This is a genomic window from Paraburkholderia dinghuensis (assembly GCF_003837865.1).
GTDB classification, from domain to species: domain Bacteria; phylum Pseudomonadota; class Gammaproteobacteria; order Burkholderiales; family Burkholderiaceae; genus Paraburkholderia; species Paraburkholderia dinghuensis.
Genome location: NZ_RQIS01000020.1, coordinates 78,279 through 103,914, shown reverse-complemented (window position 1 = coordinate 103,914; position 25,636 = coordinate 78,279). Strand labels below are relative to the sequence as shown.

19 protein-coding genes and 3 pseudogenes are annotated in these 25,636 nt (G+C 62.0%); 15 read left to right on the top strand and 7 right to left on the bottom strand.

Annotated elements, in window-relative coordinates; translation table 11 throughout:
* The 4 genes and pseudogenes from D1Y85_RS22860 to D1Y85_RS22845 all read left to right on the top strand — a co-directional run.
* A pseudogene (locus tag D1Y85_RS22860) lies at positions 1-175 on the top strand (DDE-type integrase/transposase/recombinase); the annotation flags it as partial.
* Positions 176-464: 289 nt separating this feature from the next.
* Positions 465-1,529: pseudogene (locus D1Y85_RS22855) on the top strand (IS110 family RNA-guided transposase); the annotation flags it as partial.
* Positions 1,530-1,567: 38 nt separating this feature from the next.
* A pseudogene (locus D1Y85_RS22850) lies at positions 1,568-1,858 on the top strand (IS3 family transposase); the annotation flags it as partial.
* Between the two features lie 154 nt (positions 1,859-2,012).
* Entirely contained in the window at positions 2,013-2,570 is a 558-nt protein-coding gene (locus D1Y85_RS22845; protein ID WP_124153348.1) for a hypothetical protein, read from the top strand.
* 52 nt (positions 2,571-2,622) lie between these two features.
* On the opposite strand, the gene D1Y85_RS22840 is transcribed toward D1Y85_RS22845, so the two are convergent.
* Positions 2,623-3,819, bottom strand: coding sequence for an NnrS family protein (locus tag D1Y85_RS22840; protein ID WP_124153347.1), 1,197 nt, complete (start codon positions 3,817-3,819; stop codon positions 2,623-2,625).
* Positions 3,820-4,100: 281 nt separating this feature from the next.
* On the opposite strand from D1Y85_RS22840, the gene hcp reads away from it, so the two are divergent.
* From hcp to D1Y85_RS22785, 11 genes are all read left to right on the top strand, one after another.
* Positions 4,101-5,768: a hydroxylamine reductase gene (hcp, locus tag D1Y85_RS22835; RefSeq protein ID WP_124153346.1), complete on the top strand. Its 1,668-nt coding sequence runs from the start codon at positions 4,101-4,103 to the stop codon at positions 5,766-5,768.
* A gap of 24 nt (positions 5,769-5,792) precedes the next feature.
* The gene (locus D1Y85_RS22830; RefSeq protein ID WP_124153345.1) at positions 5,793-6,812 is read left to right on the top strand and encodes a 2Fe-2S iron-sulfur cluster binding domain-containing protein; all 1,020 of its coding nucleotides are present in this window, start codon (positions 5,793-5,795) and stop codon (positions 6,810-6,812) included.
* Between the two features lie 452 nt (positions 6,813-7,264).
* The gene (locus D1Y85_RS22825; RefSeq protein ID WP_124153344.1) at positions 7,265-8,566 is read left to right on the top strand and encodes an MFS transporter; all 1,302 of its coding nucleotides are present in this window, start codon (positions 7,265-7,267) and stop codon (positions 8,564-8,566) included.
* Positions 8,567-8,617: 51 nt separating this feature from the next.
* Positions 8,618-10,003, top strand: coding sequence for a NarK family nitrate/nitrite MFS transporter (locus D1Y85_RS22820; RefSeq protein WP_124153343.1), 1,386 nt, complete (start codon positions 8,618-8,620; stop codon positions 10,001-10,003).
* A gap of 128 nt (positions 10,004-10,131) precedes the next feature.
* The gene (locus D1Y85_RS22815) at positions 10,132-13,857 is read left to right on the top strand and encodes a nitrate reductase subunit alpha (RefSeq protein WP_124153342.1); all 3,726 of its coding nucleotides are present in this window, start codon (positions 10,132-10,134) and stop codon (positions 13,855-13,857) included.
* Positions 13,854-15,404, top strand: coding sequence for a nitrate reductase subunit beta (gene narH, locus D1Y85_RS22810; RefSeq protein ID WP_124153341.1), 1,551 nt, complete (start codon positions 13,854-13,856; stop codon positions 15,402-15,404). Before D1Y85_RS22815 ends, narH begins: the two co-directional genes overlap by 4 nt.
* Before the next feature lie 15 nt (positions 15,405-15,419).
* Positions 15,420-16,085 (top strand): nitrate reductase molybdenum cofactor assembly chaperone, encoded by a 666-nt coding sequence (gene narJ / locus D1Y85_RS22805; RefSeq protein WP_124153340.1) that lies wholly within the window; start codon positions 15,420-15,422, stop codon positions 16,083-16,085.
* Entirely contained in the window at positions 16,082-16,765 is a 684-nt protein-coding gene (gene narI / locus D1Y85_RS22800) for a respiratory nitrate reductase subunit gamma (protein WP_124153339.1), read from the top strand. The genes narJ (D1Y85_RS22805) and narI (D1Y85_RS22800) overlap by 4 nt, the downstream gene beginning before the upstream one ends.
* Positions 16,766-16,859: 94 nt before the next feature.
* Positions 16,860-17,381, top strand: a complete 522-nt coding sequence (gene mobB / locus D1Y85_RS22795) for a molybdopterin-guanine dinucleotide biosynthesis protein B (RefSeq protein WP_124153338.1) — start codon at positions 16,860-16,862, stop codon at positions 17,379-17,381.
* A 23-nt stretch (positions 17,382-17,404) separates the two neighbouring features.
* Complete coding sequence (locus tag D1Y85_RS22790; RefSeq protein ID WP_124153337.1) at positions 17,405-19,366, top strand: type IV pili methyl-accepting chemotaxis transducer N-terminal domain-containing protein; 1,962 nt, start codon at positions 17,405-17,407, stop codon at positions 19,364-19,366.
* Positions 19,367-19,397: 31 nt separating this feature from the next.
* Complete coding sequence (locus D1Y85_RS22785; RefSeq protein ID WP_124153336.1) at positions 19,398-20,087, top strand: response regulator; 690 nt, start codon at positions 19,398-19,400, stop codon at positions 20,085-20,087.
* Positions 20,088-20,173: 86 nt separating this feature from the next.
* Here the strand turns inward: D1Y85_RS22785 and D1Y85_RS22780 are convergent, their stop codons facing one another.
* The 6 genes from D1Y85_RS22780 to narJ (D1Y85_RS22755) all read right to left on the bottom strand — a co-directional run bounded on the left by D1Y85_RS22780 (position 20,174) and on the right by narJ (D1Y85_RS22755) (position 25,636).
* Positions 20,174-20,773, bottom strand: a complete 600-nt coding sequence (locus D1Y85_RS22780; RefSeq protein ID WP_124153335.1) for a hypothetical protein — start codon at positions 20,771-20,773, stop codon at positions 20,174-20,176.
* Between the two features lie 145 nt (positions 20,774-20,918).
* Entirely contained in the window at positions 20,919-21,554 is a 636-nt protein-coding gene (locus tag D1Y85_RS22775; protein WP_124153334.1) for a nitroreductase family protein, read from the bottom strand.
* 536 nt (positions 21,555-22,090) lie between these two features.
* Positions 22,091-23,371 (bottom strand): MFS transporter, encoded by a 1,281-nt coding sequence (locus D1Y85_RS22770; protein WP_124153333.1) that lies wholly within the window; start codon positions 23,369-23,371, stop codon positions 22,091-22,093.
* Between the two features lie 21 nt (positions 23,372-23,392).
* Complete coding sequence (locus D1Y85_RS22765; protein ID WP_124153332.1) at positions 23,393-24,181, bottom strand: peptidylprolyl isomerase; 789 nt, start codon at positions 24,179-24,181, stop codon at positions 23,393-23,395.
* 30 nt (positions 24,182-24,211) lie between these two features.
* On the bottom strand, positions 24,212-24,895 hold the full coding sequence (gene narI / locus D1Y85_RS22760; RefSeq protein ID WP_124153331.1) for a respiratory nitrate reductase subunit gamma: 684 nt from the start codon (positions 24,893-24,895) through the stop codon (positions 24,212-24,214).
* Between the two features lie 42 nt (positions 24,896-24,937).
* Entirely contained in the window at positions 24,938-25,636 is a 699-nt protein-coding gene (gene narJ, locus D1Y85_RS22755) for a nitrate reductase molybdenum cofactor assembly chaperone (protein ID WP_185219091.1), read from the bottom strand.

Below are 25,636 nucleotides of genomic sequence, written 5' to 3'. Positions count from 1 at the left end.
CGTACATCCGGACCTACGAGGGATGGCTGTATCTGGCGGCGGTCATGGATCTGTACTCGCGCCAGATTGTCGGCTGGGCCACGCGCTCGACGATGACCAGTGACTGGCATTGCAGGCCTTGCTGGCAGCGGTATGGAAACGCAAACCGGGACCGGGCGTCATGGTGCATTCGGACAGTAAGAATACGGGTATCAGATGTTTCCGGGCAGTCGGCGGTTTGCAACGGCGGCTTTCCGGGGATATCTGGTGCCGTAAAGCGTTCCGGGCGACCTGACCCACACTCTGATCGACTCAATGTCTTTCCCTGGACCTGTCGGTCGTCCGGAACTGCCGAACGGCGAGGTTTCGCCTCGTCGATACGTGTGACTCAAGAAGGGCCTGACACCCTGTCACCTTACTGTCTTGTCCAGGTACTCGATGCCGGTGAAATCGCCCATACCCATCGACAACCGGAGCAAGGCTGTATGAAAGAAGAACAGGCTACTGCTGGGCATCGCAGCATCGTGGGTGGCGTTGATACGCATAAGGATCTGCATTTCGCGGCGGTCGTTGACGAACATGATCGCGTGCTCGGCAGCGAATCCTTCCCAACCACGCGGCACGGCTACAAGCAGATGCTGCTTTGGATGCGCTCATTCGGTGAGCTTGTCCGGGTCGGCGTCGAGTGCACTGGGACCTACGGAGCGGGCTTACTCCGCTACCTGCAGCAGGCCCACGTAACCGTGCTGGAGGTCACCGCGCCGGACAAGAGCGATCGGCGCAAACGGGGGAAGGACGATACGCTGGATGCCTGCAACGCGGCTCATGCCGCCTTTGCCGGTGTACGTACGGTCACGCCCAAGACGCGCGATGGCATGATTGAATCGCTGCGCGTTCTGAAAGTCTGCCGGAAAACGGCCATTTCGGCGCGTCGCGTCGCATTGCAGCTGATCCACAATACCATCATCAGCGCGCCCGATGAGTTACGCGAATCACTACGCACGATGACACGCATGCAGCTCATCCGGACACTAGCCGCGTGGCGTCCCGATCTGTCCGACTATCGGAACGTGACCTCCGCTTGCCGGATTGCACTGAAGTCACTTGGACGTCGCTATCTCGAGTTACACGACGAGATCGCCGACCTCGACGTCATGATCGCGACGCTCGTCGACGAACTCGCCCCCGACCTTGTCTCCCGAAATTCGATTGGATACGAGTCCGCTTCGCAGCTGTTACTGACCGCTGGCGACAACAGCGACCGGCTTCAGTCAGAGGCCAGCTTCGCCGCCCCTTGTGGAGTAAGCCCCGTCCCGGCGTCTTCCGGTAAGGTGACGCGACATCGACTGAATCGCGGAGGCGACCGTGCAGCCAACAGTGCCTTGCACATCATTGCCATCGGTCGCTTGCGAACCGACGCTCGCACAAAGGCCTACGTCGACAAACGCGTCAGCGAGGGGCATTCGAAGCTTGAAGCGATCCGCTGTCTCAAGCGCTATATCGCCCGCGAAGTCTATTACGTCATTCGACATGAGAAACCGACAGATCGCGCAGGTGCAAATTACCCCTTGATCTTTAGAAGGGCGTCCAGGGCAGCCAGTTCACCAGTGACGACTGGCAGTCGTTCCTGAAGGCCCACCACATGGTGCCGAGCATGAGTCGTCGCGGTAACTGTCACGATAATGCCGTGGCGGAAAGCTTCTTCAGTGCGTTGAAGAAGGAGCGGATCAAGAGGCGGATCTATCCGAACCGGGCAATGGCTACCTCGGATGTGTTCGATTACATCGAGATGTTCTACAACCCGATTCGCCGACATGGTTCCGCCGGCGATCTTTCGCCTGTAGAGTTTGAAAGGCGCTATGCGCTGAACGGCTCGTGAGTGTCTATGAAACTCTGGCCGGTCCAAGTCGATCAGGACGTGCTCGATCTCCGTTTCCTCTGACACAGCAGGCGCGACCCTCTGCTAGACGCCGCTGCGGCGCCATCGCGAGAAGCGCATATATGCAACTGCTGCGGGATATGGTGAAAGTGAAATGGATAGACTGTTGCGATCCGCGTTTGTCGCCGGGATTGTCCTGGCTTCGTCGCCAGCACACTGCGGCCAAGGCGTTCAGCAACGCGTGGTGCTGTCGTGTCCGCTCGCGGGCGGTGATAGCGCTACGCTCAAAGTGAAGCCGTCCGGATACGAAGCTGAAGACGTACTTGTCGAAATCAAAGGCAAGACCGAGCGGGCATTTCCCGATGACAATGCCACCTCAGGTAACGATCATCTTGTTCTGTCAGCATGCGCGCATGGAACACTGATTTTCGCGGTCGAATATGGCCCGCCATATCGAAAAGGCATTGCAATTCGCGAGAATCCGCTAACTAAGGAAATTGAACGCCTTCATTTTTCAGAGAAGGCGTTGCCGCTTTGGTTATATGCAGACGAAAAAGGTATGTTGCTAGTTATTCCGAACGAAGGGTACGAAACGGATAAAAAATATCTGGTTTACAGCTATGTATCAGGAAAAGGCGAGCCGGACGAAAGCACACCAATGAACAAACTTCCAAAGCCTATGCGAGAGCTAACGCGAATTCCGTCGCATTGAACCGATACAGTTTGGCGGGCCGTAATCACCGACCCGCCACGAACACGCCCCATCAACCCGGCTTACCATCGACCCGCGGTTTCGCGAGCCATCCAGCGTAGCGAGCGAAATACCCGGCAAACGCGATGATCCAGCACGCCGCCGAAACATCAATCGCAACGAGCATGAGCTGCGGCGCGAGCGCAGGAACCACCACGCGAACGACCGCCGCGAGCACGAGCAGCACATAGCACGCGACATCCATATATCCGGCAACGAGCGGCCGCCCCGTATGCCCGCGCGCAGTGCGCGTCATCATCGCGATGATCGCGCCTCCAATCGCACCCACCGTGAACGTATGAATTGCGAGCGTATGCGCGATGACACCTAGCGCCGCGAGCGTGAGCATGACGAAGCCGACCGGAATCCACGCATAGGCGATGTGAAGGATCGTGAGAATCGGCCGGTTGCCGACGCGCCACGAGCGCCATCCGAAAACCCGCATCCCCTGGACGAACGCGGCGGCGGCAGCCGCGACAGCGAGGAAGGGGCCCGTCACGCCGAACCCGTCGAGCAGGAACGGGAGCAGGGTCAACAGCATGATGCTGGACTCGACGAAGCGCCACTTCTTGATCTCGAAGCCGGGAATCGCGTTGACGGTGAACGACGGGATGATGCGTCCGCCGATGATCGTGACGAACAGCACGAGCAGACCGACCGCGACGTAGGCGCTGCGCACGGCCAGGTCCGCGCGCCCGCTCGCGGCGGCGAGGTGGAACACGAGATTGGTCGTGGCCAGCAGTGCAAGCGCGATGGGCAGAAAGACGTTGTGGCGGTTCTTCGCGTGCACGAGCACGCGCAGCAGAACGATTGCACACACGGGCAGGAACGCGATGTCGAGGGTGATGGCGATCGGGGCGCTCCCGTATGCGACGGCCACGCGGCCCGCAAGCCACAGCCCCCACAGTGCTGCGAGCGATTTTCCTTCCGCGGGCGTCACCGTGGTCCATGCCCGTACGGCGGTAAGCAGGAAGCCTGCCACGATTGCGGCTGCGAATCCGAAAATCATCTCGTGAATGTGCCACAGCATTCCCGGCAAATACGGGTGCAGGGCAGGCAGCGGATGCCCGTCGAGTTCGGCTAGCCACGCCAGCATGGCGGCGGTGGCGAAGAGCGCGCCGCCCAGGTAAAACGGGCGGAAACCGAGGGCCCACAGGGCGAAGCCGCGCTGGGGAGCTGCTGGCGGTTCGGTAATCCGATATAGGGTCATGCTGGTTCTCCGGCATAAAAGAGGTATTTCACGTGCATCTTATATGGGATGGGCAGAACACGTTGATGCGGCATTTCCTCGCACGCGCGGCCGGGTGCGACACGGCGCCGCTACGGCACCTTTTTTGATTTATATCAGCACACGAATGATCCGAACCCGGCAACATTTAAAAAGATTCATACGAAAAGCATGTTAATTGCGTTTGCGCCGTACCGTAACCGAAGTGACGCATGCCAACTCCGCGCCCCCCATGCGCAACCGTCGAAATAGGAGAAGTACTCGTGTTTTGCTACCAGTGTGAACAGACCGACCGCACCCAAAGCCAGCCGGGCTGTGCCTCGGCAAAAGGCAATTGCGGCAAGGACGCGACGACCGCCGACCTTCAGGACCTGCTGGTGTACGCAGTCAAAGGCATCGGTCAGTATTGCGGTCTCGCTCGCCGTCTGGGCACGCCGGATCGCGAAGCGGACCGCTTTATCCTCTACGCGCTGTTCACGACGTTGACGAATGTCAACTTTAACGCCTCGCGCTTCGTCGTGCTGCTGCGTGAAGCGGCCGAAACGCGTGACCGCGTGAAGGCCGCCTGCGAAGCGCAGGCCACGTCACAGGGTGTTGCGTTCGAGGCGCCGACGGGCCCGGCGCAATGGCAACCGGCTGACTCGATGGCGGGTCTGCTGGAGCAGGCGAAGCAGGTTGGCATCCAGGCGGGCGTAGCCGACGTGGGCGCCGATATCGTCGGTCTGCGCGCGCTCGTCATCTACGGTCTGAAGGGCGTGGCCGCGTATTCGCATCACGCCTGCATGCTCGGCTATGAAAGCGACGAGGTCTATGCGGGCGTCGAAGCCGCACTGACGTTCCTCGCAAGCGATCCCGCCGATGCCGACGCGCTGCTCGGCCAGTCGCTCGAACTCGGCCGCGTCAACCTGAAGGTCATGGAATTGCTCGACGCGGCGAACACGGGCCGCTTTGGCGAGCAAACGCCGACGAAGGTGCGCGTGAGCCCGGTGGCGGGCAAGGCGATTCTCGTGTCGGGTCACGATTTCGGCGACCTGTTGGCGCTGCTCGAGCAGACCGAAGGGACGGGCGTCCAGATCTACACGCACGGCGAAATGCTGCCCGCGCACGCTTACCCGACGCTCAAGCGCTACACCCATCTGGCCGGCAACTATGGTGGCGCGTGGCAGGACCAGCACGGCGATTTCGCGAATTTCCCGGGCCCGATTCTGATGACGTCGAACTGCATCATCGAACCGCAGCCCCAGTATCGCCAGCGTATCTTCACGACCGGTCCGGTTGGCTGGCCCGGCGTGCGCCACCTCGAGCATCACGACTTCGGCGTGGTCGTTCAGGCTGCTCGCGCGTTGCCCGGCTTTGCTGAGACGGCACCCGAAGAGACCATCACGGTGGGCTTCGGCCGCCATGCAGTGCTCGGCGTCGCGGACAAGGTCATCGACGCAGTCAAGGCAGGCCAGATCAATCACTTCTTCCTGATCGGCGGCTGCGACGGTGCTGCGCCGGGTCGCAACTACTACACGGACTTCGCCACGCAGGCCCCGAACGATACCGTCGTGATGACGCTCGGCTGCAACAAGTACCGCTTCAACCGCCACGAATTCGGCGACATCGGCGGCATTCCGCGTCTGCTCGACGTGGGCCAGTGCAACGACGCCTATTCGGCGATCCGCATCGCCATGGCGCTTGCCAGCGCGTTCGATTGCGGCGTGAACGACCTGCCGCTCTCGCTCGTCATTTCGTGGTTCGAGCAGAAGGCCGCTGCCGTGCTGCTGACGCTGCTTGCACTCGGTATTCGCAACATCCGCCTCGGACCGACGCTCCCCGCGTTCCTCACGCCGAATGTTCTCGGTCTGCTCGTCGAGCAGTTCGGCATTCAGCCGATCGGCAACGCCAGCGACGATATCGCTGCCTCGCTCTCGCGCAAGGCTGCCTGACGCGCTGCAAGGAACGCCCAAATCATGAATTGTCGAATCGAGATCACCACGCGCGACGGAGCGCAGTTCGACTTCGCGTGCGAGCCAGGCCAGGACGTGCTGTCGGCGGCCGCGGCGGCGACGATCACGTTGCCGTCGCAATGCCGGCAAGGCAGTTGCGGTGCCTGTCACGCGACGGTCTCAGCTGGCGACTATGCGCTGGGCGTCCACAGCCCTGACGCATTGCCGGCTGGCCAGGGCTCCATCCTGCTTTGCCGCACGATGCCGCGCAGCGACCTTCGCGTGTCTTTGCCTTACGACAGCGCGAAGGTGCTGTTGCACCCGGTGTCCGCGCGGGCTACGCGGATTACGGCGCTCGAGACGATCGCGCAGAACACCGTGCGAGTCGAGTTGAGCATCGATCCCGATGATCCGCTCGGCAGTGCGGTGGAGTTCGAACCGGGCCAGTTCGCCGAGCTGGAGATCCCCGGCACCGACGTGCGACGTCCCTTTTCGATCTCGAACACGAGCAATTGGGAAGGACGGTTCGAGTTTCTGATCCGGTTGCAGCCGCAAGGACAGTTCTCCGCGTGGCTGCGCGACAGCGCAAAGGTTGGCGATGCGCTGACCGTTCACGGTCCGCAGGGCGGCTTCGGCCTGATCGCGGGCAGTTTGCGGCCACGCTGGTTCGTTGCGGGCGGCACGGGTCTCGCGCCCGTCATCTCCATGCTGCGACGCATGGCGGAGTTTCAGGAACTGGACGATGCGCGGGTCTTCTTCGGCGTTTCGCATGAGGAAGAACTGTTCATGGTCGACGAATTGCGCAGCCTTCAGGCGCAGTTGCCGCAGTTGAAGGTGGAACTGTGCGTCTGGCGTCCCCGTGACGACTGGTCCGGTTTCCGCGGTACGCCTGTCGATGCGTTGGCCATGGCGCTCGCAGAGTCTGACGCGGCGCCGGACATCTATGTCTGCGGGCCGCCCGCGCTCGTGACCGGCGCGCGTGATGCGGCGGCTGCCGCGCGCGTGCCGGCGGATCAGTTCGTGAGCGAGCGCTTTTCCAGCTGAGCGCGGCTGAACTCCCCTTGCCGGTTTGCGGAACGGCAAGGTGGAGTAGTCCGTGCGACATATTGTCTTATGGTGCGGCTTGGCCCGTTGATGGCCGGGCCGCGCCAATCTTGTTTTCGTGAATGCGACAAACGGCCTGATTTGTGTCGTGTGTGTTTCAGGTACTTTGCAGATCAATCAACATAACTAACTAACTGCAAAAATGTCACGTAAAACAAGAGGGAATTCATCTAATTGGCATAGGATTAATGCCGCTCGTTTGAGTGGTCAGTTGTCGTTGGTGGAACGGTGCGAGCGCACCCAAACACCCATCAGCGTTCGTTCGTGCGGCTGAAGCAAGAGCTACTCCCAAAGGAGTAGTGTCCGGTTGTCACACGATCCTGATGAGTAATGGAATCGCCCGAAATAGTCAGTAAGCTGACTGTTATCCACTAACTACCAGGCCATAAAAAATGGACGGGGAAAATAGAAGCATCAATAACGGGGCAGACGCCGCGTGGCGTGTGCTCGGATCAAGCACCTTTGCTTTCACGATCTGTTTCGCCGTCTGGATGATGTTTTCGATCCTCGGCATTCCGTTGAAGTCGCAACTTCATCTGAGCAACGCGGAGTTTGGCCTCATCGCCGCAACACCCGTCCTGACCGGCTCGCTCATTCGCGTGCCGCTCGGTATCTGGACCGATCGTTTCGGCGGCCGGATCGTGTTTTTCCTGACCATGCTCTCGACTGTCGTGCCGATCTGGCTCGTGTCGTATGCAACGCAGCTTTGGCAGTTTCTCCTGCTCGGTCTGTTCGTCGGTGTGGCGGGCGGATCGTTTTCCGTTGGCACCCCCTACGTCGCGCGCTGGTTTCCGAAGTCACGCCAGGGTCTCGCGATGGGGATCTTCGGCGCGGGCAACTCCGGCGCCGCACTCAACAAGTTCGTGGCGCCAGTGCTGATCGTCACCGCCGGTACGTGGACGATCGTGCCGAAGGTCTACGCGATCGCCATGCTTATCACCGCGTTCGTCTTTCTCGCCCTGTCGGCGAGCAATCCCGCGCATCGCATCCCGACCCGGTCGAGCGCAGGGAGCCAGCTCAAGGTACTCCGCGACCCGCGCGTTCTGCGCTATGCGCAGTACTACTCGGTGGTGTTCGGCGGCTACGTCGGGCTCTCGCTGTGGATGCCGCAGTACTACGTGCAGCAATACGGCTTTGGTATCGAGACCGCGGCATTGCTTGCCGCCTGCTTCTCTCTGCCGGGTGGCGTGGTGCGTGCATTCGGCGGCTGGCTCTCCGACCGTTTCGGTGCATATCGCACGACCTGGGCCGTGATGTGGATCGCGCTCGCGGGCTTCTTCGTGCTGAGCTATCCGCCGACCGATTTCGTGATCCACAGCGCGCGTGGGCCGATTGCGTTCACGATCGGTGCCGGTCCGGTGCTCTATACGGTCGTCATGTTCATCATCGGCGTGGCAGTCGCGGTCGGCAAGGCGTCGGTTTTCAAGTTCATCGGTGACGACTACACCGACAACATCGGCGCGGTCTCGGGCGTCGTCGGGCTGGCTGGCGGTCTTGCCGGTTTCATCCTGCCGATTCTGTTCGGATTGCTGGTCGATCTGACCGGCGTGCGCAGCACGTGCTTCATGCTGATGTTTGGCGCAACTGTGGTCAGCCTGCTGTTCATGCACTTTTCGTACCGCTCGGAAGCGCTGGCCAAGGCCGGTGCTGAGAAAGAGAGCAAGGTGTACGAGCGCGAGACGGTGGCCCACTGATTTTCCCGCACGCCACGTATGTGGCGTGCCTTTTTTGATTGAGCAAACATCATGTCTAAATATCTGTTGACTGAATGGGAGCCGGAGAATTCGCGTTTCTGGAAAGCGAGTGGCGAGCAGGTCGCCAACCGCAACCTCTGGATCTCCATTCCCGCGCTGATGCTGGCGTTTGTCGTGTGGTCGCTGTGGAGCGTCACCGTCGTCAATCTCGACAAGGGCGGCTTCCACTTCTCCAAGGACGAGCTGTTCTGGCTCACGGCACTTCCGGCACTGTCCGGCGCAACGCTGCGCATCTTCTACTCGTTCCTCGTTCCCATCTTCGGCGGTCGCCGATTCACCGCGATCTCGACGGCCACGCTGCTGATCCCGGCGCTCGGCATGGGCTTCGCGCTGCGCGACCCGTCGACCTCGTATCAAACGCTGCTGGTGCTCGCACTGCTGTGCGGCCTGGGTGGCGCGAACTTCAGCTCGTCGATGGCCAATATCAGCTTCTTCTTCCCGAAGCAGCGCAAGGGCTTCGCGACCGGCATGAACGCGGGTATCGGTAACCTCGGCGTTTCGGTGGTGCAGTTCGTGACGCCGATCGTCATCTCGACTGCTGTGTTCAGCGGCGTGCTCGGTGACGGCCAGACCTATGTCGCGAAGGGTGTCGAGCACGGCATCTGGTTGCAGAACGCGGGCTTCATCTGGGTTCCGCTGATCATTGTGTCTTCGATTGCCGCCTGGTTCGGCATGAACGACATTGCCGATGCGAAGGCGTCGTTCAGCGAGCAGGCAGTGATTTTCCGCCGCACGCACAACTGGTTGATGTGCTTCCTGTATGTCGGCACGTTCGGTTCGTTCATCGGCTTTTCCGCAGGTCTTGCGCTGCTCACGAAGGCAGAATTTCCCGCGATCAACCCGACCGCCTACGCGTTTCTCGGGCCGCTCGCCGGTGCGCTGACACGTCCTCTCGGCGGCTGGATCTCGGACCGTCTGGGCGGCGCGCGCGTTACGCTCTTTACGTTTCTCGCAATGATCGCGGCGGTCGTCGGCGTGATCGCCTTCCTGCCGCATGACGGATCGGCCGGCAACTTCGGCGGCTTCCTCGCGATGTTCATCGTACTGTTCGCGCTGACCGGCATCGGCAACGGTTCGACGTTCCGCATGATTCCGGTGATCTTCCTCACGCAGCATCAGCGCCTTGCGAAGGCCAAGGGTGCGTCTGCACAGCACCAGGTGTTGGCCGAGGCGGGCAAGGAGTCGGCAGCGGTCCTCGGTTTTGCAGGTGCGATGGGCGCATACGGCGGCTTCTTTATCCCGAGGAGCTTCGGTTCGTCGATCGCCGCCACGGGGTCGCCCGTCACGGCGCTCGTGTGTTTCATCGGTTTTTACCTGGTGTGTGCGGCGGTCACGTGGATTTTCTACGCGCGCCGCAACGCGCCGATGCCTTGCTGATGCGTCTGTAGTTCGTTTCCGCTGGCAACCGGGCGCTTGCGCGCCCGTGACACTTAGCTTCACGAATACCCCGCGTCCATGCAATCACAGAGTGCACGCTGGACGCAGCATAAGTCCCGGAGAATAAGATGAGTCACTTTCTGGACCGTCTCAAGTTCATGTCGCGCGTCAAGGCGACTTTCTCGAACGGTCACGGCGCGGTCGTCAACGAAGACCGCAAGTGGGAAGACGGCTATCGCAGCCGCTGGCAACACGACAAGATCGTCCGCTCGACACACGGTGTGAACTGCACCGGCTCGTGTTCGTGGAAGGTCTACGTGAAGAATGGCCTTATCACGTGGGAGACGCAGCAGACCGACTACCCGCGCACTCGCGCCGACCTGCCCAACCACGAACCGCGCGGTTGTCCGCGTGGCGCGTCGTATAGCTGGTACGTGTATTCGGCGCAGCGCGTCAAACACCCGATGATCCGCGGACGGCTGATGGACATGTGGCGCGACGCGCGCCGCACGCTCGGCCCGGTACAGGCGTGGGCGTCGATCGTCGAGAATCCGGAAAAGGCCGCGCGTTACAAGAAGGTGCGTGGGCTCGGCGGCTTCGTGCGCGCCGACTGGGATACGGCGACCGAGATGATCGCCGCAGCGAACGCCTACACGGTAGGCAAATACGGCCCTGACCGCGTGGTCGGCTTCTCGCCGATTCCGGCGATGTCGATGGTCTCGTATGCGGCCGGCTCGCGCTACCTGAGCCTGATCGGCGGCGTGCCCCTCTCGTTCTATGACTGGTACTGCGATCTGCCGCCGTCGTCGCCTCAAGTGTGGGGCGAGCAGACCGACGTGCCCGAGTCCGCCGACTGGTACAACTCCACCTATCTGATGGTCTGGGGCTCGAACGTGCCGCAGACGCGTACGCCTGACGCGCACTTCTATACGGAAGTCCGCTACAAGGGTACGAAGACCGTCGCTGTGTCGTCGGACTTCGGCGAAATGGTCAAGTTCGGCGACATCTGGCTCGCGCCGACGCAGGGGACCGACGCGGCGCTCGCGATGGCGATGGGTCACGTCGTGCTCAAGGAATTCCACGCGAGCGGCAAATCCGCGTACTTCCGCGACTACGTCAAGCAATACACCGACATGCCGTTGCTCGTCGTGCTCGCCGAGCGCGATGGCGCGATTGTGCCGGACCAGTTCCTGCGCGCGTCGCAACTCGCTGGCAATCTCGACGAAGCGAACAACCCGCAATGGAAGACGCTCGCGATCGACGCGGCGACCGGCGACATCGTCGCGCCGAACGGCTCGGTCGGTTTCCGCTGGGGCGAGTCGAACCACAACGACGGTGCGAAGGTCGGCCGCTGGAATCTCGAACTGAAGGACGGCGGTAGTGGCCGGACGATCGACCCGCGTCTGTCGCTCATCGATGCGCACGACGAAGTGGCCGACGTGAGCTTCCCGTATTTCGGCGGGGAGCACGGTGCGATGCTCGCGCGTCGCGTGCCGGCGAAGCGTGTTGCACTGGCGGACGGCACGAGCGTGCTCGTCGCGACGGTCTACGACCTGCAGATGGCGAACTACGGCGTCGATCAGGGCCTCGGCGGCCCGAACGTCGCGATGACGTACGACGACGACGTTCCCTGCACGCCCGCATGGCAGGAAAAACACACGACGGTGCCGCGCAAGCTCGTGATCCAGGTCGCTCGCGAATTCGCGGACAACGCGGATCGCACGCACGGCAAGAGCATGGTGATCCTCGGCGCCGCGCTCAACCACTGGTACCACAACGACATGATCTACCGCGGCATCATCAATCTGCTGATGATGTGCGGCTGTATCGGCCAGAGCGGTGGCGGCTGGGCGCACTACGTCGGTCAGGAGAAGCTGCGGCCGCAGTTCGGCTGGACTCCGCTCGCGTTCGCGCTCGACTGGAACCGTCCGCCGCGCCAGATGAACGGCACGTCGTTCTTCTACAACCACACGAGCCAGTGGCGTCACGAGAAGGTCTCGCTCGACGAAATTCTCAGCCCGGGCGCCGATCGCGAGCGCTACAAGGGTTTGAGCATGCTCGACCTGAACGCGAAGTCCGAGCGCATGGGCTGGCTGCCGTCGGCACCGCAGCTTGGCGCGAATCCGCTCGACGTCGTCGAAGCCGCGAAGCGCGCAGGCCGCGAGCCGATCGGCTGGGCCGTCGAACAACTGAAGTCCGGCGCGCTGAATTTCGCGTGCGACGACCCCGATAATCCCGTCAACTTCCCGCGCAACATGTTCGTGTGGCGCTCGAATATTCTCGGCAGCTCGGGCAAGGGTCACGAGTACTTCCTCAAGTACCTGCTCGGCACGCAGAACGCGGTCTTCGGCGACGAAGACCACGCCATCAAGCCGTCGGAAGTGAAGGTGCGCCCGGCTGCAGAGGGCAAGCTCGACCTGCTCACGGTGCTCGATTTCCGGATGAGCACGACCTGCCTCTATGGCGACATCGTGCTGCCGTCCGCGACGTTCTACGAGAAGGACGACCTCAACACGTCCGACATGCACCCGTTCATCCATCCGCTTTCGGAGGCAGTGCAGCCGCTGTGGGAAAGCAAGACGGACTGGGAGATCTACAAGGCGATCGCGAAGAAGTTCTCGGAGATCGGCGGCGAGCATCTTGGCACGCGTACCGACCTCGTCTGCACGCCGCTCATGCACGACACGCCGAACGAACTCGGCCAGGCGTTCGAGCCGAAGGACTGGCGCCATGGCGAGTGCGACCTGATCCCGGGCAAGACCGCGCCTTCGATGACTGTTGTCGAGCGCGACTATCGCGAGATCTACAACAAGTTCACGTCGGTCGGACCGCTGCTCGACAAGCTCGGCAACGGCGGCAAGGGCATCAACTGGAACACGGAGCACGAGGTAGGTGAACTCGCGCACCTCACCGGCATCACGAATCGCACTGGCGTGACGGATGGACGCCCGCGTCTCGACACCGCAATCGACGCGGCGGAAATGATCCTCACGTTCGCGCCGGAAACCAACGGTCACGTCGCGGTGAAGGCGTGGGACGCGCTCTCGAAGATCACGGGCCGCGATCACGTGCATCTGGCCGAAGGTCGCGAGCACGACAAGATCCGCTTCCGCGATGTTCAGGCGCAGCCGCGCAAGATCATCTCCGCGCCGACGTGGTCGGGGCTCGAATCGGAGGAAGTCAGCTACAACGCGGGCTACACGAACGTGCACGAGCTGATTCCATGGCGCACGCTCACCGGTCGTCAGCAGTTCTATCAGGACCACCGCTGGATGCTCGACTTCGGTGAGGCTTCGGCGAGCTACAAGCCGGCCATCGACACGAAGACCATCAAGCCGATGCTCGGTGCGAAGCCGAACGGCGAGCACGAGCTTGTGCTGAACTGGATCACGCCGCACCAGAAGTGGGGTATTCACTCGACGTACTCGGACAACCTCCGCATGCTCACGCTTTCACGTGGCGGTCCGCACGTGTGGGTTTCGGAATCCGAAGCGAAAGAGGCCGGCCTCAAGGACAACGACTGGGTCGAAGTCTTCAACGTGAACGGAACGCTGACTGCACGCGTGGTGGTGAGCCAGCGTGTGCCGCGCGGCATGTGCCTCATGTATCACGCTCAGGAGAAGATCGTGAACACGCCGGGCGCCGAGACGAGCGGTTTCCGCGGCGGCATCCACAACTCGGTCACGCGCACGGTGCTCAAGCCGACGCACATGATCGGTGGCTATGCGCAGCTTGCCTACGGTTTCAACTACTACGGCACGGTCGGCAGCAATCGCGATGAATACGTCATTGTCCGCAAGATGAACAAGGTGGAGTGGCTGGAAGGGCCGCTCGTCGAAGGAGCAGCATCATGAAGATTCGTGCCCAGGTGGCAATGGTCCTGAACCTGGACAAGTGCATCGGCTGCCATACGTGCTCGGTTACGTGCAAGAACGTGTGGACGTCGCGTGACGGCGTGGAATACGCGTGGTTCAACAACGTCGAGACGAAGCCGGGCATTGGTTATCCGAAGGAATGGGAAAACCAGAAGAAGTGGAACGGCGGTTGGGTGCGCAATCCGGACGGCAAAATCGAGCCGCGCCAGGGTTCGAAGCTCAAGGTGATCGCGAACCTCTTCGCGAACCCGAATCTGCCCGCAATCGACGACTACTACGAGCCGTTCACGTACGACTACGAGCATCTGCAGAAAGCGGGTCTCTCGCAGACGCCGCCGACCGCGCGCCCGGTATCGGTGATCACCGGCAAGAAGATGGACAAGATCCATTGGGGTCCGAACTGGGAAGACGACCTCGGTGGCGAGTTCGAGTCGCGCAGCCGTGATGCGCTGTTTGAGAACGTGCAGAAGGAGATGTATTCGACGTTCGAAAACACCTTCATGATGTATCTGCCGCGCCTGTGCGAGCACTGCCTGAATCCGGCGTGCGTCGCGTCGTGCCCGTCGGGCTCGGTGTACAAGCGCGAGGACGACGGCATTGTGCTCGTCGACCAGGACAAGTGCCGCGGCTGGCGTATGTGCGTGTCCGGTTGCCCGTACAAGAAGATGTACTTCAACTGGAAGACCGGCAAGGCCGAAAAATGCGTGTTCTGCTTCCCGCGCATCGAAGCGGGTCAGCCGACTGTGTGCTCGGAAAGCTGCGTGGGCCGTATCCGCTATCTCGGCGTGATGCTCTACGACGCCGACCGTATCAGCGAAGCGGCAAGCGTCGAGAAAGAGACGGATCTGTATCAGGCTCAACTCGACATGTTCCTCGATCCGAATGACCCGGCTGTGGAAGCCGAGGCATTGCGTCAGGGCATCGCGCAGAACTGGCTCGATGCCGCGAAGAAATCGCCGGTGTACCGGATGGCGGTGGAGTGGAAGATTGCGTTCCCGCTGCATCCCGAGTACCGCACGCTGCCGATGGTCTGGTACGTGCCGCCGCTCTCGCCGATCCAGTCGGCCGCCGACGCAGGCCACATCGGCCACGACGGCGTGATCCCCGACGTCGCGAGCCTGCGCATTCCGATGCAGTATCTCGCGAACCTGCTGACCGCAGGCGACGAGGCGCCGGTGATCGACGCGCTGCGCCGCATGCTGGCGATGCGTGCGTACAAGCGTGCGCAATCCGTCGACGGCATTGAAGATCCGTCGCTGCTGAGCACGACGAACCTCACCCCGGCCCAGGTCGAGGACATGTACCGGATCATGGCGATCGCGAACTACGAGGACCGCTTCGTGATTCCGTCGTCGCACAAGGAAATGGTCGAGGACAGCTTCAACGAGAAGGGCAGTTGCGGCTTCTCGTTCGGCAACGGGTGTTCGGGCGGCGTGTCGGAAGGTTCGCTGTTCGGCGCGAAGGAGCAGGGCAGCGTCGTGTTCGCGGATATGCCGAAGTCGCGTAAGGCGACGTCGAACACGTAAGCGGAGGAATACACGATGTCGATTTATCCAATTCTGGCAGGCCTGCTCGATTATCCGGAGCAGGACCTGCTCGATGCCCTCGAGGAAATCGATGATGCGCTGCTCGCGTATCCCGATGCGGCGCGCGATCTGGCGCCGCTGATCGGCGCGCTGCGTGGCCGTTCGTTGATCGAGTCGCAGGAGGAATACGTCGGGACGTTCGACCGTAATCCGCGTCACTCGCTGCATCTGTTCGAGCACGTGCACGGCGAGAGCCGCGACCGCGGCCAGGCCATGGTCGATCTGCTCGAGGAATATCGCAGCTTTGGCCTCGACGTGTCGGCGAGCGAATTGCCCGACTATGTGCCGCTCTTCCTTGAAGTGCTTGGGCTGATTGGCAGCGAAGATGCGTCGACGCTGCTCGGCGAAGCGATTCACGTGCTCGCCGAGCTCGGCAAGCAGCTAAAGCGCTCCGAGAGTCCGTACGCGTGCGTCTTCACCGTGTTGTGCAGCATGTGCACGGTCGAGCCCAAGCCACTGACCGTGGCACCGGTGCGCGACATGGACGAAGCGCTGGAGCTGTTCGGCGTCGGCGCGGACGGCGTCGAGCCGCTCATTACGCGCAATGCACCGCAGACCGTCCATTTTCACCCGCCGCGTACGCGGCAAGACGCGGCGGGCCTTGCAAAGGATATGCAATGAACACGTTAAACCAGTTTCTGTTCGGGACCTATCCCTACATTGCTTTAGCGATCTTTCTGTTTGGCAGTCTCGCCCGCTTCGAACGCGAGCAGTACACGTGGAAGGCGGATAGTTCGCAGCTCCTTCACCGCGGACAACTGAGGATCGGTAATATCCTCTTTCACGTCGGCATTCTGGGGCTGTTCTTCGGCCACCTGTTCGGTCTGCTTACGCCCGTCGCGGTCTGGGATTTTCTCGGCGTGCCGCACAGCGCCAAGCAGATGGTCGCGATGGTGGCGGGCGGCGTGATGGGCTCGATGTGTCTCGCCGGGCTCGCGATCCTGCTGCACCGTCGTCTCTCGAACGTCCGCGTGTCGGCTGTGACGCGCACCGCTGACAAGATCCTGCTCCTGTGGATTCTCATCACGCTGCTGCTCGGTCTTTCGACGATCGGCGAATCGGCCGGGCACATGGACGGCGCGATGATGGTGAAGCTCATGACGTGGGCGCAGCACACCTTGACGTTCCGTGGTGATGGCGCAAGCTTCGTGGCGGACGCACCGCTCATCTTCCGCGTACACCTCTTCATGGGCATGACGCTTTTCGTCATCTTCCCGTTCACGCGCCTTGTGCACGTGTGGAGCGGTTTTGCGTCACTCGGCTATCTCGGCCGCGCATGGCAGCTCGTGCGTAGCCGGTAGTCCCCGTTGGTCAGCTCGGAGGGTTGAGGCCTGATCACGTTAGGGCGATCTGTGTCTGGCAGTCGCCCTTTTTTTTTGCAGGAGGATGCGTGTCATGGCACGTCTCTTTGGCATCGCAGGCCGCTCGGGTCAGGGCAAAACGACCCTGATCGAGGCACTGCTCGCCCATTTCGGCGCTCAGGGCCTCGTGGTCAACGTCATCAAGCATTGTCACCATCGGCTTGATCTGGAGCCGCCGCACAAGAACAGCGCGCGCTTTCGCGCCGCCGGTGCGGGCGAGGTGCTGGTCGTGTCGCCGACGTCGTGGGCTATCTTGCACGACGGACCGGAGCCGTCGTTCGACACGATGCTCGCCCGGCTCTCGCCCGCCGACCTCACGCTCGTCGAAGGCTACACGACCGCCGAGCTGCCCCGGCTCGAAGTCGTGCGCAGCGGGAGCGGCTGCGAGGTGCTTTATCCGCATGACCCGCGCATCGTGGCGATCGCGTCCGATATGGTTCTCGATACCCGTTTGCCGGTCCTGGCGCTGGACGACGTGCCAGCGATTGCCGCGTTCATCGCGCGGACGGTGGGCGGGCTTTCGGCGGGCGGCGCACAGGCGGATAATCGCAGCTGAGCCACACACCGACCGGTCAAGACATGTCCACGCCCTCCGACTCTTCCGAACACGCCGACGTCGCTCCGCCGTTGGCGCCGTTCCCCCGGCGCCTGTCGACTCGCATCATCGTGCTTTCGGCGGTGGCGCTCGCACTCGTGCTCTCGATGATCGGCGGCACGCTCTGGCTTTCGTGGCAGCTGGAAGGCGCGGGCGCCGCAATCAACGACGCGGGCAGCCTGCGCATGCGCGCGAACGCCGTGGCGATCGCGTTGTGGGAGACGCGTCTTGGCGAGCCCGCCGACCTCGACGACCAGCTCAAGCTACTGGACGACACGCTGCGCCGCTTGCGTGAGGGCGATGCGGCACGTCCGCTGTTCCTGCCCAACGACCCGGCGATTCACGCGCAGTTCGATCGCGTCGCCGCGGTATGGGACGCGCAACTCAAACCGGCTGTGCTGAGCGAACGCGACACAGGCGAAGGCGAGCCACCGAAATATCTCGCGCTGCTGCCGGGTTTCGTCGACGAAGCGGACCGGCTCGTCGGCATGATCGAGCGCGAGAATGCACGCAAGACTGCCTGGCTGCGAACGTCGCAGCTCGCGCTGGCTGCGCTGTCATGTGTCGGGACGGCGGCCATCGTTTATTTGCTGTACCTGTGGTTCATCGTGCCCGTGCAGCGCCTGCAGGAAGGGCTTTCGCGCATCGAATCGCGAAAGTTCGACACGCGTCTGCCGGTCGATACCGAGGATGAGTTCGGCTATCTCGCCCAGGGTTTCAACCGTATGGTTGGCGAGCTGCAGGCGCTGTACCGCGACCTCGCGGCGCTCGTCGAGGCGAAGACCGCGCAACTCGCGGTGCAAAACCGCGAACTGTCTCTGCTCTACGAAATGACAGCGTGCCTCAATGGAAACGAGTCCGCAGAAGTGCTGTGCGGTGACTTCCTCAAGCGCCTCATGCGCGAGTTCGATGTCGACGGCGGGTCGGTGCGGTTGGTATCGGCGGAGGACAGCAAGCTGCATATGCTCGTGTCCGAGGGATTGTCGGAGGAGCTGGTGAACGCGGAGCGGTGCATGGGAGTGAACGACTGCATCTGCGGCAGCGCGACGTCGTCGGAATATGCGGTCATGCGCAGTCCGCGCAGCATGACGGGCACGGACCGCGAATACTCGAAGTACTGCATTCGGGCCGGCTTTGTTAACGTTGCCGCGTTCGGCATCGTATCGCAGGGGGAAAGTCTCGGCATGTTCTCGCTGCACTTCCGCCGCGAGCGGGCGATGTCGCCGTCCGAGGTTCAGTTGCTGCGCACACTGGGTCGGCATCTGGGCGTCGCGCTCAAGAACCGGCGGCTCGCCACACTGGCGCGGCAGCTTGCCGTGTCCGAGGAGCGCAATCTCGTCGCGCAGGGTTTGCACGATAGCATCGCCCAAGGCCTGAGCTACCTGAAAATGCAGGTGCAACTGCTCGACAAGGCCGTGCGCGCGCGCGATCTCGACGAAATCGGCGAACTGGTGCCGCTGCTCGCCGGTGGTGTCGAGGAAAGCTATGAGGACGTGCGCGAACTGCTGCTGAACTTCCGCACGCGGCTCGGCCCGGGCGCGCTGCGGCCAGCGGTCGAGGATACGGTGGCGCGCTTCCAGCGTCAGTCGGACGCCGAGGTGACGCTCGACTATCGCGAGGAAGGCGGCGCGCCGCTGCCGGCCGATCAGCAGCTACAGGTGCTGTTTATCCTGCAGGAGGCGCTCTCCAACGTGCGCAAACATGCCGAGGCACAATCGGTTCACGTTACGGTAGTCAACGGACGCGATTTTCGGCTGCTTGTCGAGGACGATGGCATTGGCTACGATCCGGCTGATCTCGACTCGGCGGGTGAATCGCACGTGGGGTTCCATATCATGCGCGAGCGGGCGAGGCACCTTGCGGCGACGTTGAAGCTGGACGGCCGCCCCGATCACGGTTCGCGCGTGGAGCTGGTGCTTGGCGCCGAGGCGCGTATGGCCGCTTGAAGTAACCCAATACTCCTGTATCTACGCTCACATGACAATACGCATTCTGCTCATCGACGATCACACGCTCTTTCGCTCGGGCGTCAGGGCGCTATTGCTGCGACAGCCTGATTTTGAGGTCGTGGACGAAGCGGCCGACGGCGTCGAAGGGATCAAGCGCGCGAAGCAGCACGCGCCGGATGTTGTGCTGCTCGACCTGAACATGCCGGGGCTTTCGGGCCTGGAAACGCTGCAACTGCTCGTGCAGGATTTGCCCGACACGGCGGTCGTGATGCTGACGGTCTCGGAGGATGGAGACGATCTGACCGCTGCGATGCGCTCGGGCGCGTGCGGATATCTCTTGAAGGACATCGAGGCCGAGACGCTGGCCGACGCAATTCGCAAGGCGGCGGCCGGTCAGCCGGTGATCACCGAGCACATGACGGCGAAGCTCGTGGAGCGGATGCGCAGGCCGGTGCTGCAGCCGCCCGCGCCGCGTGCCGGCGATACGGGAGAAGCGTTGACCGCGCGCGAGCAGGAAATCGTGCAGGAACTGGGGCGCGGTGCCAGCAACAAGGAGATCGCGCGCGCACTGGACCTCGCAGAGAGCACGGTGAAGATTCATGTGCGCAATATTTTGCGCAAGCTGAGAATGACGAGCCGTGTGCAGGTCGCGATCTACGCGAAAGAGCGCGAAGGGTATCTGGGCGCTGGCACTAGCCAGGGGGCAGCGGACGTATAGTGCCTTGCGCACATTCGATCGCCCGCTGTATTGCTATCCCCCGATCCTGAACGATAACGCGCGATAACCGCGCCATAGCCACGAATTCAAAGGCCGACAGCCAGATTTTCGTGCAGCATGCGGACGCGCAAAAACTTGAACGGGAAGTCGCGGAGGCCCGGAATGGCCTTGCGCAGCCGCTCGATTGCGATCGAAAGCGGGCTTTCGTCGCCCCCCTGCGCCAACGCGTGCGCGAAGCGGACGATTTCGTGCTTCTTCACGGGCGCCTCCGGATTGCTGCGCAGCGATTCCAGCGTGCGCGTGATGCCGTTTCTCGGCATGTCGCCGCGGACGATGCACAGCATGTGAATGGCGTCGTAGAGGTCCGCATTGAGCCCGCTCATGCATGCACGAGGATCGCGCTCGGTGCCGTGCTTTACATAGGATCGATAGAGCGGATTGAAGACTGGCAGCGGGAGTCTTCCGCTGCGGCAAAGCAGTTTTTCCGCGTAGCGTCGTTCCGCGACGAACGTGATGGACTGCCCGCCTTCACGCGGCAATGCCTCGAGAACGTAGTAGGTGTCGCTCGGCTGGAGCGGGCCACACGGCAGCGTCCGGTGACGCAGATTTCTGAAATGGGCCAGGGGGGTAACGTAATGCGTTTCCCAAACGCAGGGTACGTGGTGTCGGCCGCTCACTTGCCTCATAGGTCATACTCCCGGCGGCACGTTCTATTAGTTGAACTATCCGCCGATATAACGCGCCGCTCTACAGCGGCAATTTAAAACGCCCCAACCGGCAAGGTCTCTCGGCTTGCCTGGAGGGCGAACCTCACTTCATCTCTGGCGTCGGTTACGAACCCGGTTTGCCGATGGATTGCGCAAGCACTGCGACTTCTCCATAACGAAGTTCCATGACCTCGGCAAGTCGAGCGCGGGAGAACGATCCGCGGATGACCGTGGCAAGGCCCGATGCTGCGCAGTACAGCGATACATTCTGCGAAATTGCCCCAATGGTGATCAGCTCGGGCGTGGAAATGCGGTCCGGCTTCGATGTTGGGTCTTTCGGGGGCAGCGCGACATAGACAAGGTTCAGCGGCGCATCCGTGACGAACGCCTGCTGGCCAGTCAGATGGCGTGCGTCTTCGGCCTTTCTGAGGAGCAACCTGTGCGAAAGGGGGTCGTAGCGGTATATGCCGCGGCGCAGGAAGGCGTAGATGTCGATGTCACGAGCGTCGTCGTGGCGGGGTGCTGTGCGCCCGCCAGTGATGACCCGGTTGACACCAAAGCCGGCCCAGAGAATCTCGCTGATGAGCGTCGTCGACAGCGCTTCCGGGCTGACCTCGCGATGGCTCGCGCGGTCGCCGAGTGCTTTCATCAGCGAGCGTTTGCGCTCCAGGTTCGGTGCGGGAAGCTCGACGATACCGAGGATATCGTCCGGCTCTGGCGCAAAGCAGCCAGGCGCTTCAAGAAAAGGGGCATCAGCCATTATTCGATTCCGCGATGGTTGCCGGCGAACGTATGCGTTGGGCGGCAGATCATAAGATCAGTTACGGATTAAAAAGAACTATATGCAATGCAGAACGCCGCGGATATACGCAAGTGGAATTAGCCTGGTGTAATTAGCCCACTGTGCGTAGAGGCGCTTTGTCGCCTCCTCCTTTCGGATGATGGACAAAGGCTGCGCTGGCATCTGGCTTCATTTACCCGTTGAGGCGATGGGTGAATGTGTCGTGTGACGTTTCTTTGTGGTAGCGAATATTATCGCGATTGCGGCGGAGATAAAATAATGCAGGTCAAGAAAGGGATAATCGGATTTTACGGTTAATTCGTGATATTGGGGGTGTGACTGAACTGGGCATCGTGCGCTGCGCATCGCGTTCCGCAGAGGCGCGATTCTCGCTGCGCCGCATGTATCGCGACGAGTTGCGACGTGTTGCGACGATCAACCGCAGAATCCGAATACCTGAAAAAAAACGCCGCTCGCGCCGCGAGCGGCGTGCAGATCGTTGCGGTACCCGAAAATCAAGCGGCCCTTTTCTCGAGAACGGGCGTGTGCTGCACCTCGGACAGATACAGCAGGATCAGCGACACCCAGACGATGCCGTAAAGCAGCATGAAGCAGGTTGACCGGACCCTGAAGACATCGAGCAGCGCGCCGAACAGGATCGGCAGCAGGAAGCCGCCAAGCCCGCCTGCAAGGCCGACGATTCCCGTCACGACACCCATGTTGGTCGGATAGAAGTCAGCGACATATTTGAACGTCGACGCCATCCCGAATGCGAACACTGCGCCGAGCACGAACGTCAGCGCGACGAAGCCTGCGATGGGTACAGCGAGGTGCAACGTGACCGGGCCGTCGATCGTGTGGATGACGAAGTCGGTGGATGGGTAAGACAGGAGGAAGAGGCAGACCCACGCGACCCATAGACCCCACCAGGTGACGCTGTGCGCACCGAGCTTGTCGGAGAGGATGCCACCCACGGCGCGCAGCACGGAGCCCGGTAGCGAGAATCCGGCCGCGAACGCAGCCGCCATCACGATCGACATGCCGTATTCGGCCTTCAGGTATTGCGGAATCCACAGCGAGAGCGCGGTGAAGCCGCCGAAGGTGATGGAGTAGTACTGGCAAAGGCGCCAGACACGCGGGTCGCCGAGCACCTTGAACGAATCGGCCCAGGAGCCCTGTGACTTCCCAACGCCTGGATCGGGCGCGGACGCAAACCAGAAGATCAAGGCCGTTATGAGCAGCGCAATGGCATAAACGCGCGGCACGAAGCGCCATCCGAAGTCCGCGAGAAGTACCGGCGTGACGAACAGGTTGACCGCAGCACCTACCGTGCCGGCTCCGAAGAAACCCATGGCGAACCCGCGTCGTTCCGGCGGGAAGAAGCGCGCGACATAAGGTGTGCCCACGGCAAACGAGGCGCCCACGCAGCCGAGAAAAAGCCCGATCACGAGAAACTGCCAGAGTTGATTGGCAAAACTAACGATAAAAACGGGAATCGCACAGACAAGGAGCAGGAGTGTCATGACGATCCGGCCGCCGAATCGATCGGTCCAGGCGCCGAGCGGCAGTCGCATCACGGCGCCGGTGAGCACGGGCGTGGCCGTGAGCAGACCAAATTCGGTACTGTTCAAGCCAAGCTCGTCGCGTAGTCGAATGCCGAGCACGCCGAACATCATCCAGACCACGAAGCACACAAGAAATGCGAGCGTGCTGGCAAACAGGACCGACCACGCCTGAATGCTGATCGTGGCCGGCGCAGCCGGACCCGGTCGGGTGGATTCGCTACGCAGACTCATGTCGTATTCCTCGCGTTTGGATCATTGAACCAGTGGACTGGTCGCCGCTTCGAGTGCGGCGTTTTCAAGTGATGCCTCAGAAGCAAGAATCGATACGTATTGCTGAACGGCCTTGTGGCGCACGCGCTCGCTGAGATAGCGCGCGATCGTGTCGGCGGCGTCTTCGAATGAGACGGGATCGCCGGGCACCCGTTGGTCGATGCGCACGAGGTGAAAGCCGAAGCGCGTTCGCACAAGCCGCGGCAAGATGCCGAGGTCGGTGCAATCGAACAGCGCCGCTTCGAACTCGGGCACCGTGTCGCCGCGCGTAAGCTGGCCGAGACTCCCGCCGACGCCTGCCGAAGGGCAGTTAGACAGCTCACGCGCGTGCGCCTCGAAGGTGTCGGGCGCGCGCAGCAATTCGCCCAACGTTTGCTCGGCCTTCTGACGAAGGAGTGCGAGCGGCACGCGGTCCGTCACGGCGAAGAGGATGTGGCTCGCATACACGAGTTCGTTGCGCACAAAGCGCGCCGGATGTTGCGCGTAATAGCGCGCGCAGTCCTCGCGCGTCGGCTCGGGGACGCGCATTTCGCGGGCAAGCAGCGTGTCGAGCGTGGTGTCGTCGATGTCGGCATCCGGTGCGATCAGTTCGAGTGCGACAGCGCGCTGGCGCAGCAGTTCGTGAACGACGAGCGCGCGGCGAGCGGCGAGAGACGGGTCCGGTGCGTTCGCGTAGTGGCGGCTTTCGGCTTCGATCGTCGCGGCGCTGATCACCACATCGTTTACGCGCGCGGGCAACTCGCGCGCGATCGTTTGCGAGGCTTCATCCATCGGTGGTATTCCTGTTTGCTTGAAGTAGTTTTAGCGCTTGCGCACGAGCTGGTACGGACGGAACAGATACGCGATGGACGCGATGCCGCTCCAGATATGCACCATCCGCGTGAACGGCGAAACGAGGAAGATCGTGAAGCCGAGCGCGATGTGCATCTGGTAGACGAATGGCACGCCGTCGAGCAGGCCGGCAATGTTCGGCCGGAACGTGACGACGCCCTTCACGTAGTCGGTGAGTTGTTCGAACATCACGCCGTCCATGTGGTGCGCCGAAAGCGCGACGGTCGCAAGGCCGAGCGCGAGCTGCAGCCACAGCATGAACACGATGATGATGTCCCACGTCCTGCTGTTGTGGCGGATGCGCGTGTCACCGAGGCGCCGGGCGATCAGGATCGTGAGGCCGACGATCGCGAAGGACCCCGCGATGCCGCCCGCGACCATGGCGAGCAACTGGTGGACCGTCGCCGACATGAACGGCGCGGTAAGCCAGTGCGGCGCGAGAAATCCGACGAAGTGTCCCAGCACCACGACCAGAACGCCCCAGTGGAACAGATTGCTGCCGAGGCGCAGAGAGCCGCGCCGCAGTAGTTGCGACGTGTCGCTTTTCCACGTGTATTGCTCGCGGTCGAATCGCGCGAGCGAGCCGAACAGCAGCACCGCAAGGCAGATGTACGGGTAGATGCCGAACAGGAACTGATGGAAATAATGGTCCATGACTGCTCCTTACTGGGCGCCCGGTCGGCGCGTTGCGGTTTTTCAGCTCGTTTTGCGTCGCGGATGAAATTCGACGTTCGCTGTGGCGGGTGGTTGCTCGGCGCCCATGAAGCGCACGGGTTCTTCGGTCCACGCGTCGTCGAGTGCGCGCAGTGCGTCCTTGTCGTGCGGAGCCCCGGCGTCGTCGTCGTGCGCGGACTCGGGCAGGCTGCCATCGCCTGCGCCCGCCAACGGCAGCAGCGCGCCAATCACATACGCGTAGTGGCTGTTACGTTTGCCGAGTTCGGTGGTGATCGACTGGAGGATGGTCGACGTTTCGCCGAGCAGCGAGCGCGCTTCACCGGCATCGAGCATCGACAGATATTCGAGGAACACGGGAAGATAATCGGGTAACTGGCCCGAATGCAGCAGCATGCCGTGCTTCTCGTATAACTGCATGAGGTCGATCATCGCTTGACCGCGATCGCGCGATTCGCCGTGCACGTGCTCGAACAGATGCAGCGACGTGGCGCGGCCGCGGTCGAACAGGGCGACGTAATTCTCCTGCAATGCGATCAGCTCGCGCGAACCGAGATAGTCGACGAAGCGCTCCAGCTTCTCGCGCACGTCGGAGTTGAACGCGCGCTCGCTGCGCACCATCGCCCGGATCTCGTCGGTCGCCTCGACGAGCGCGGACTCCGGGTACTCGAGGAGCGACGCAAGGAGCCGGTAGGTCATGGGCTGTGGCTTGACTGCAAACAT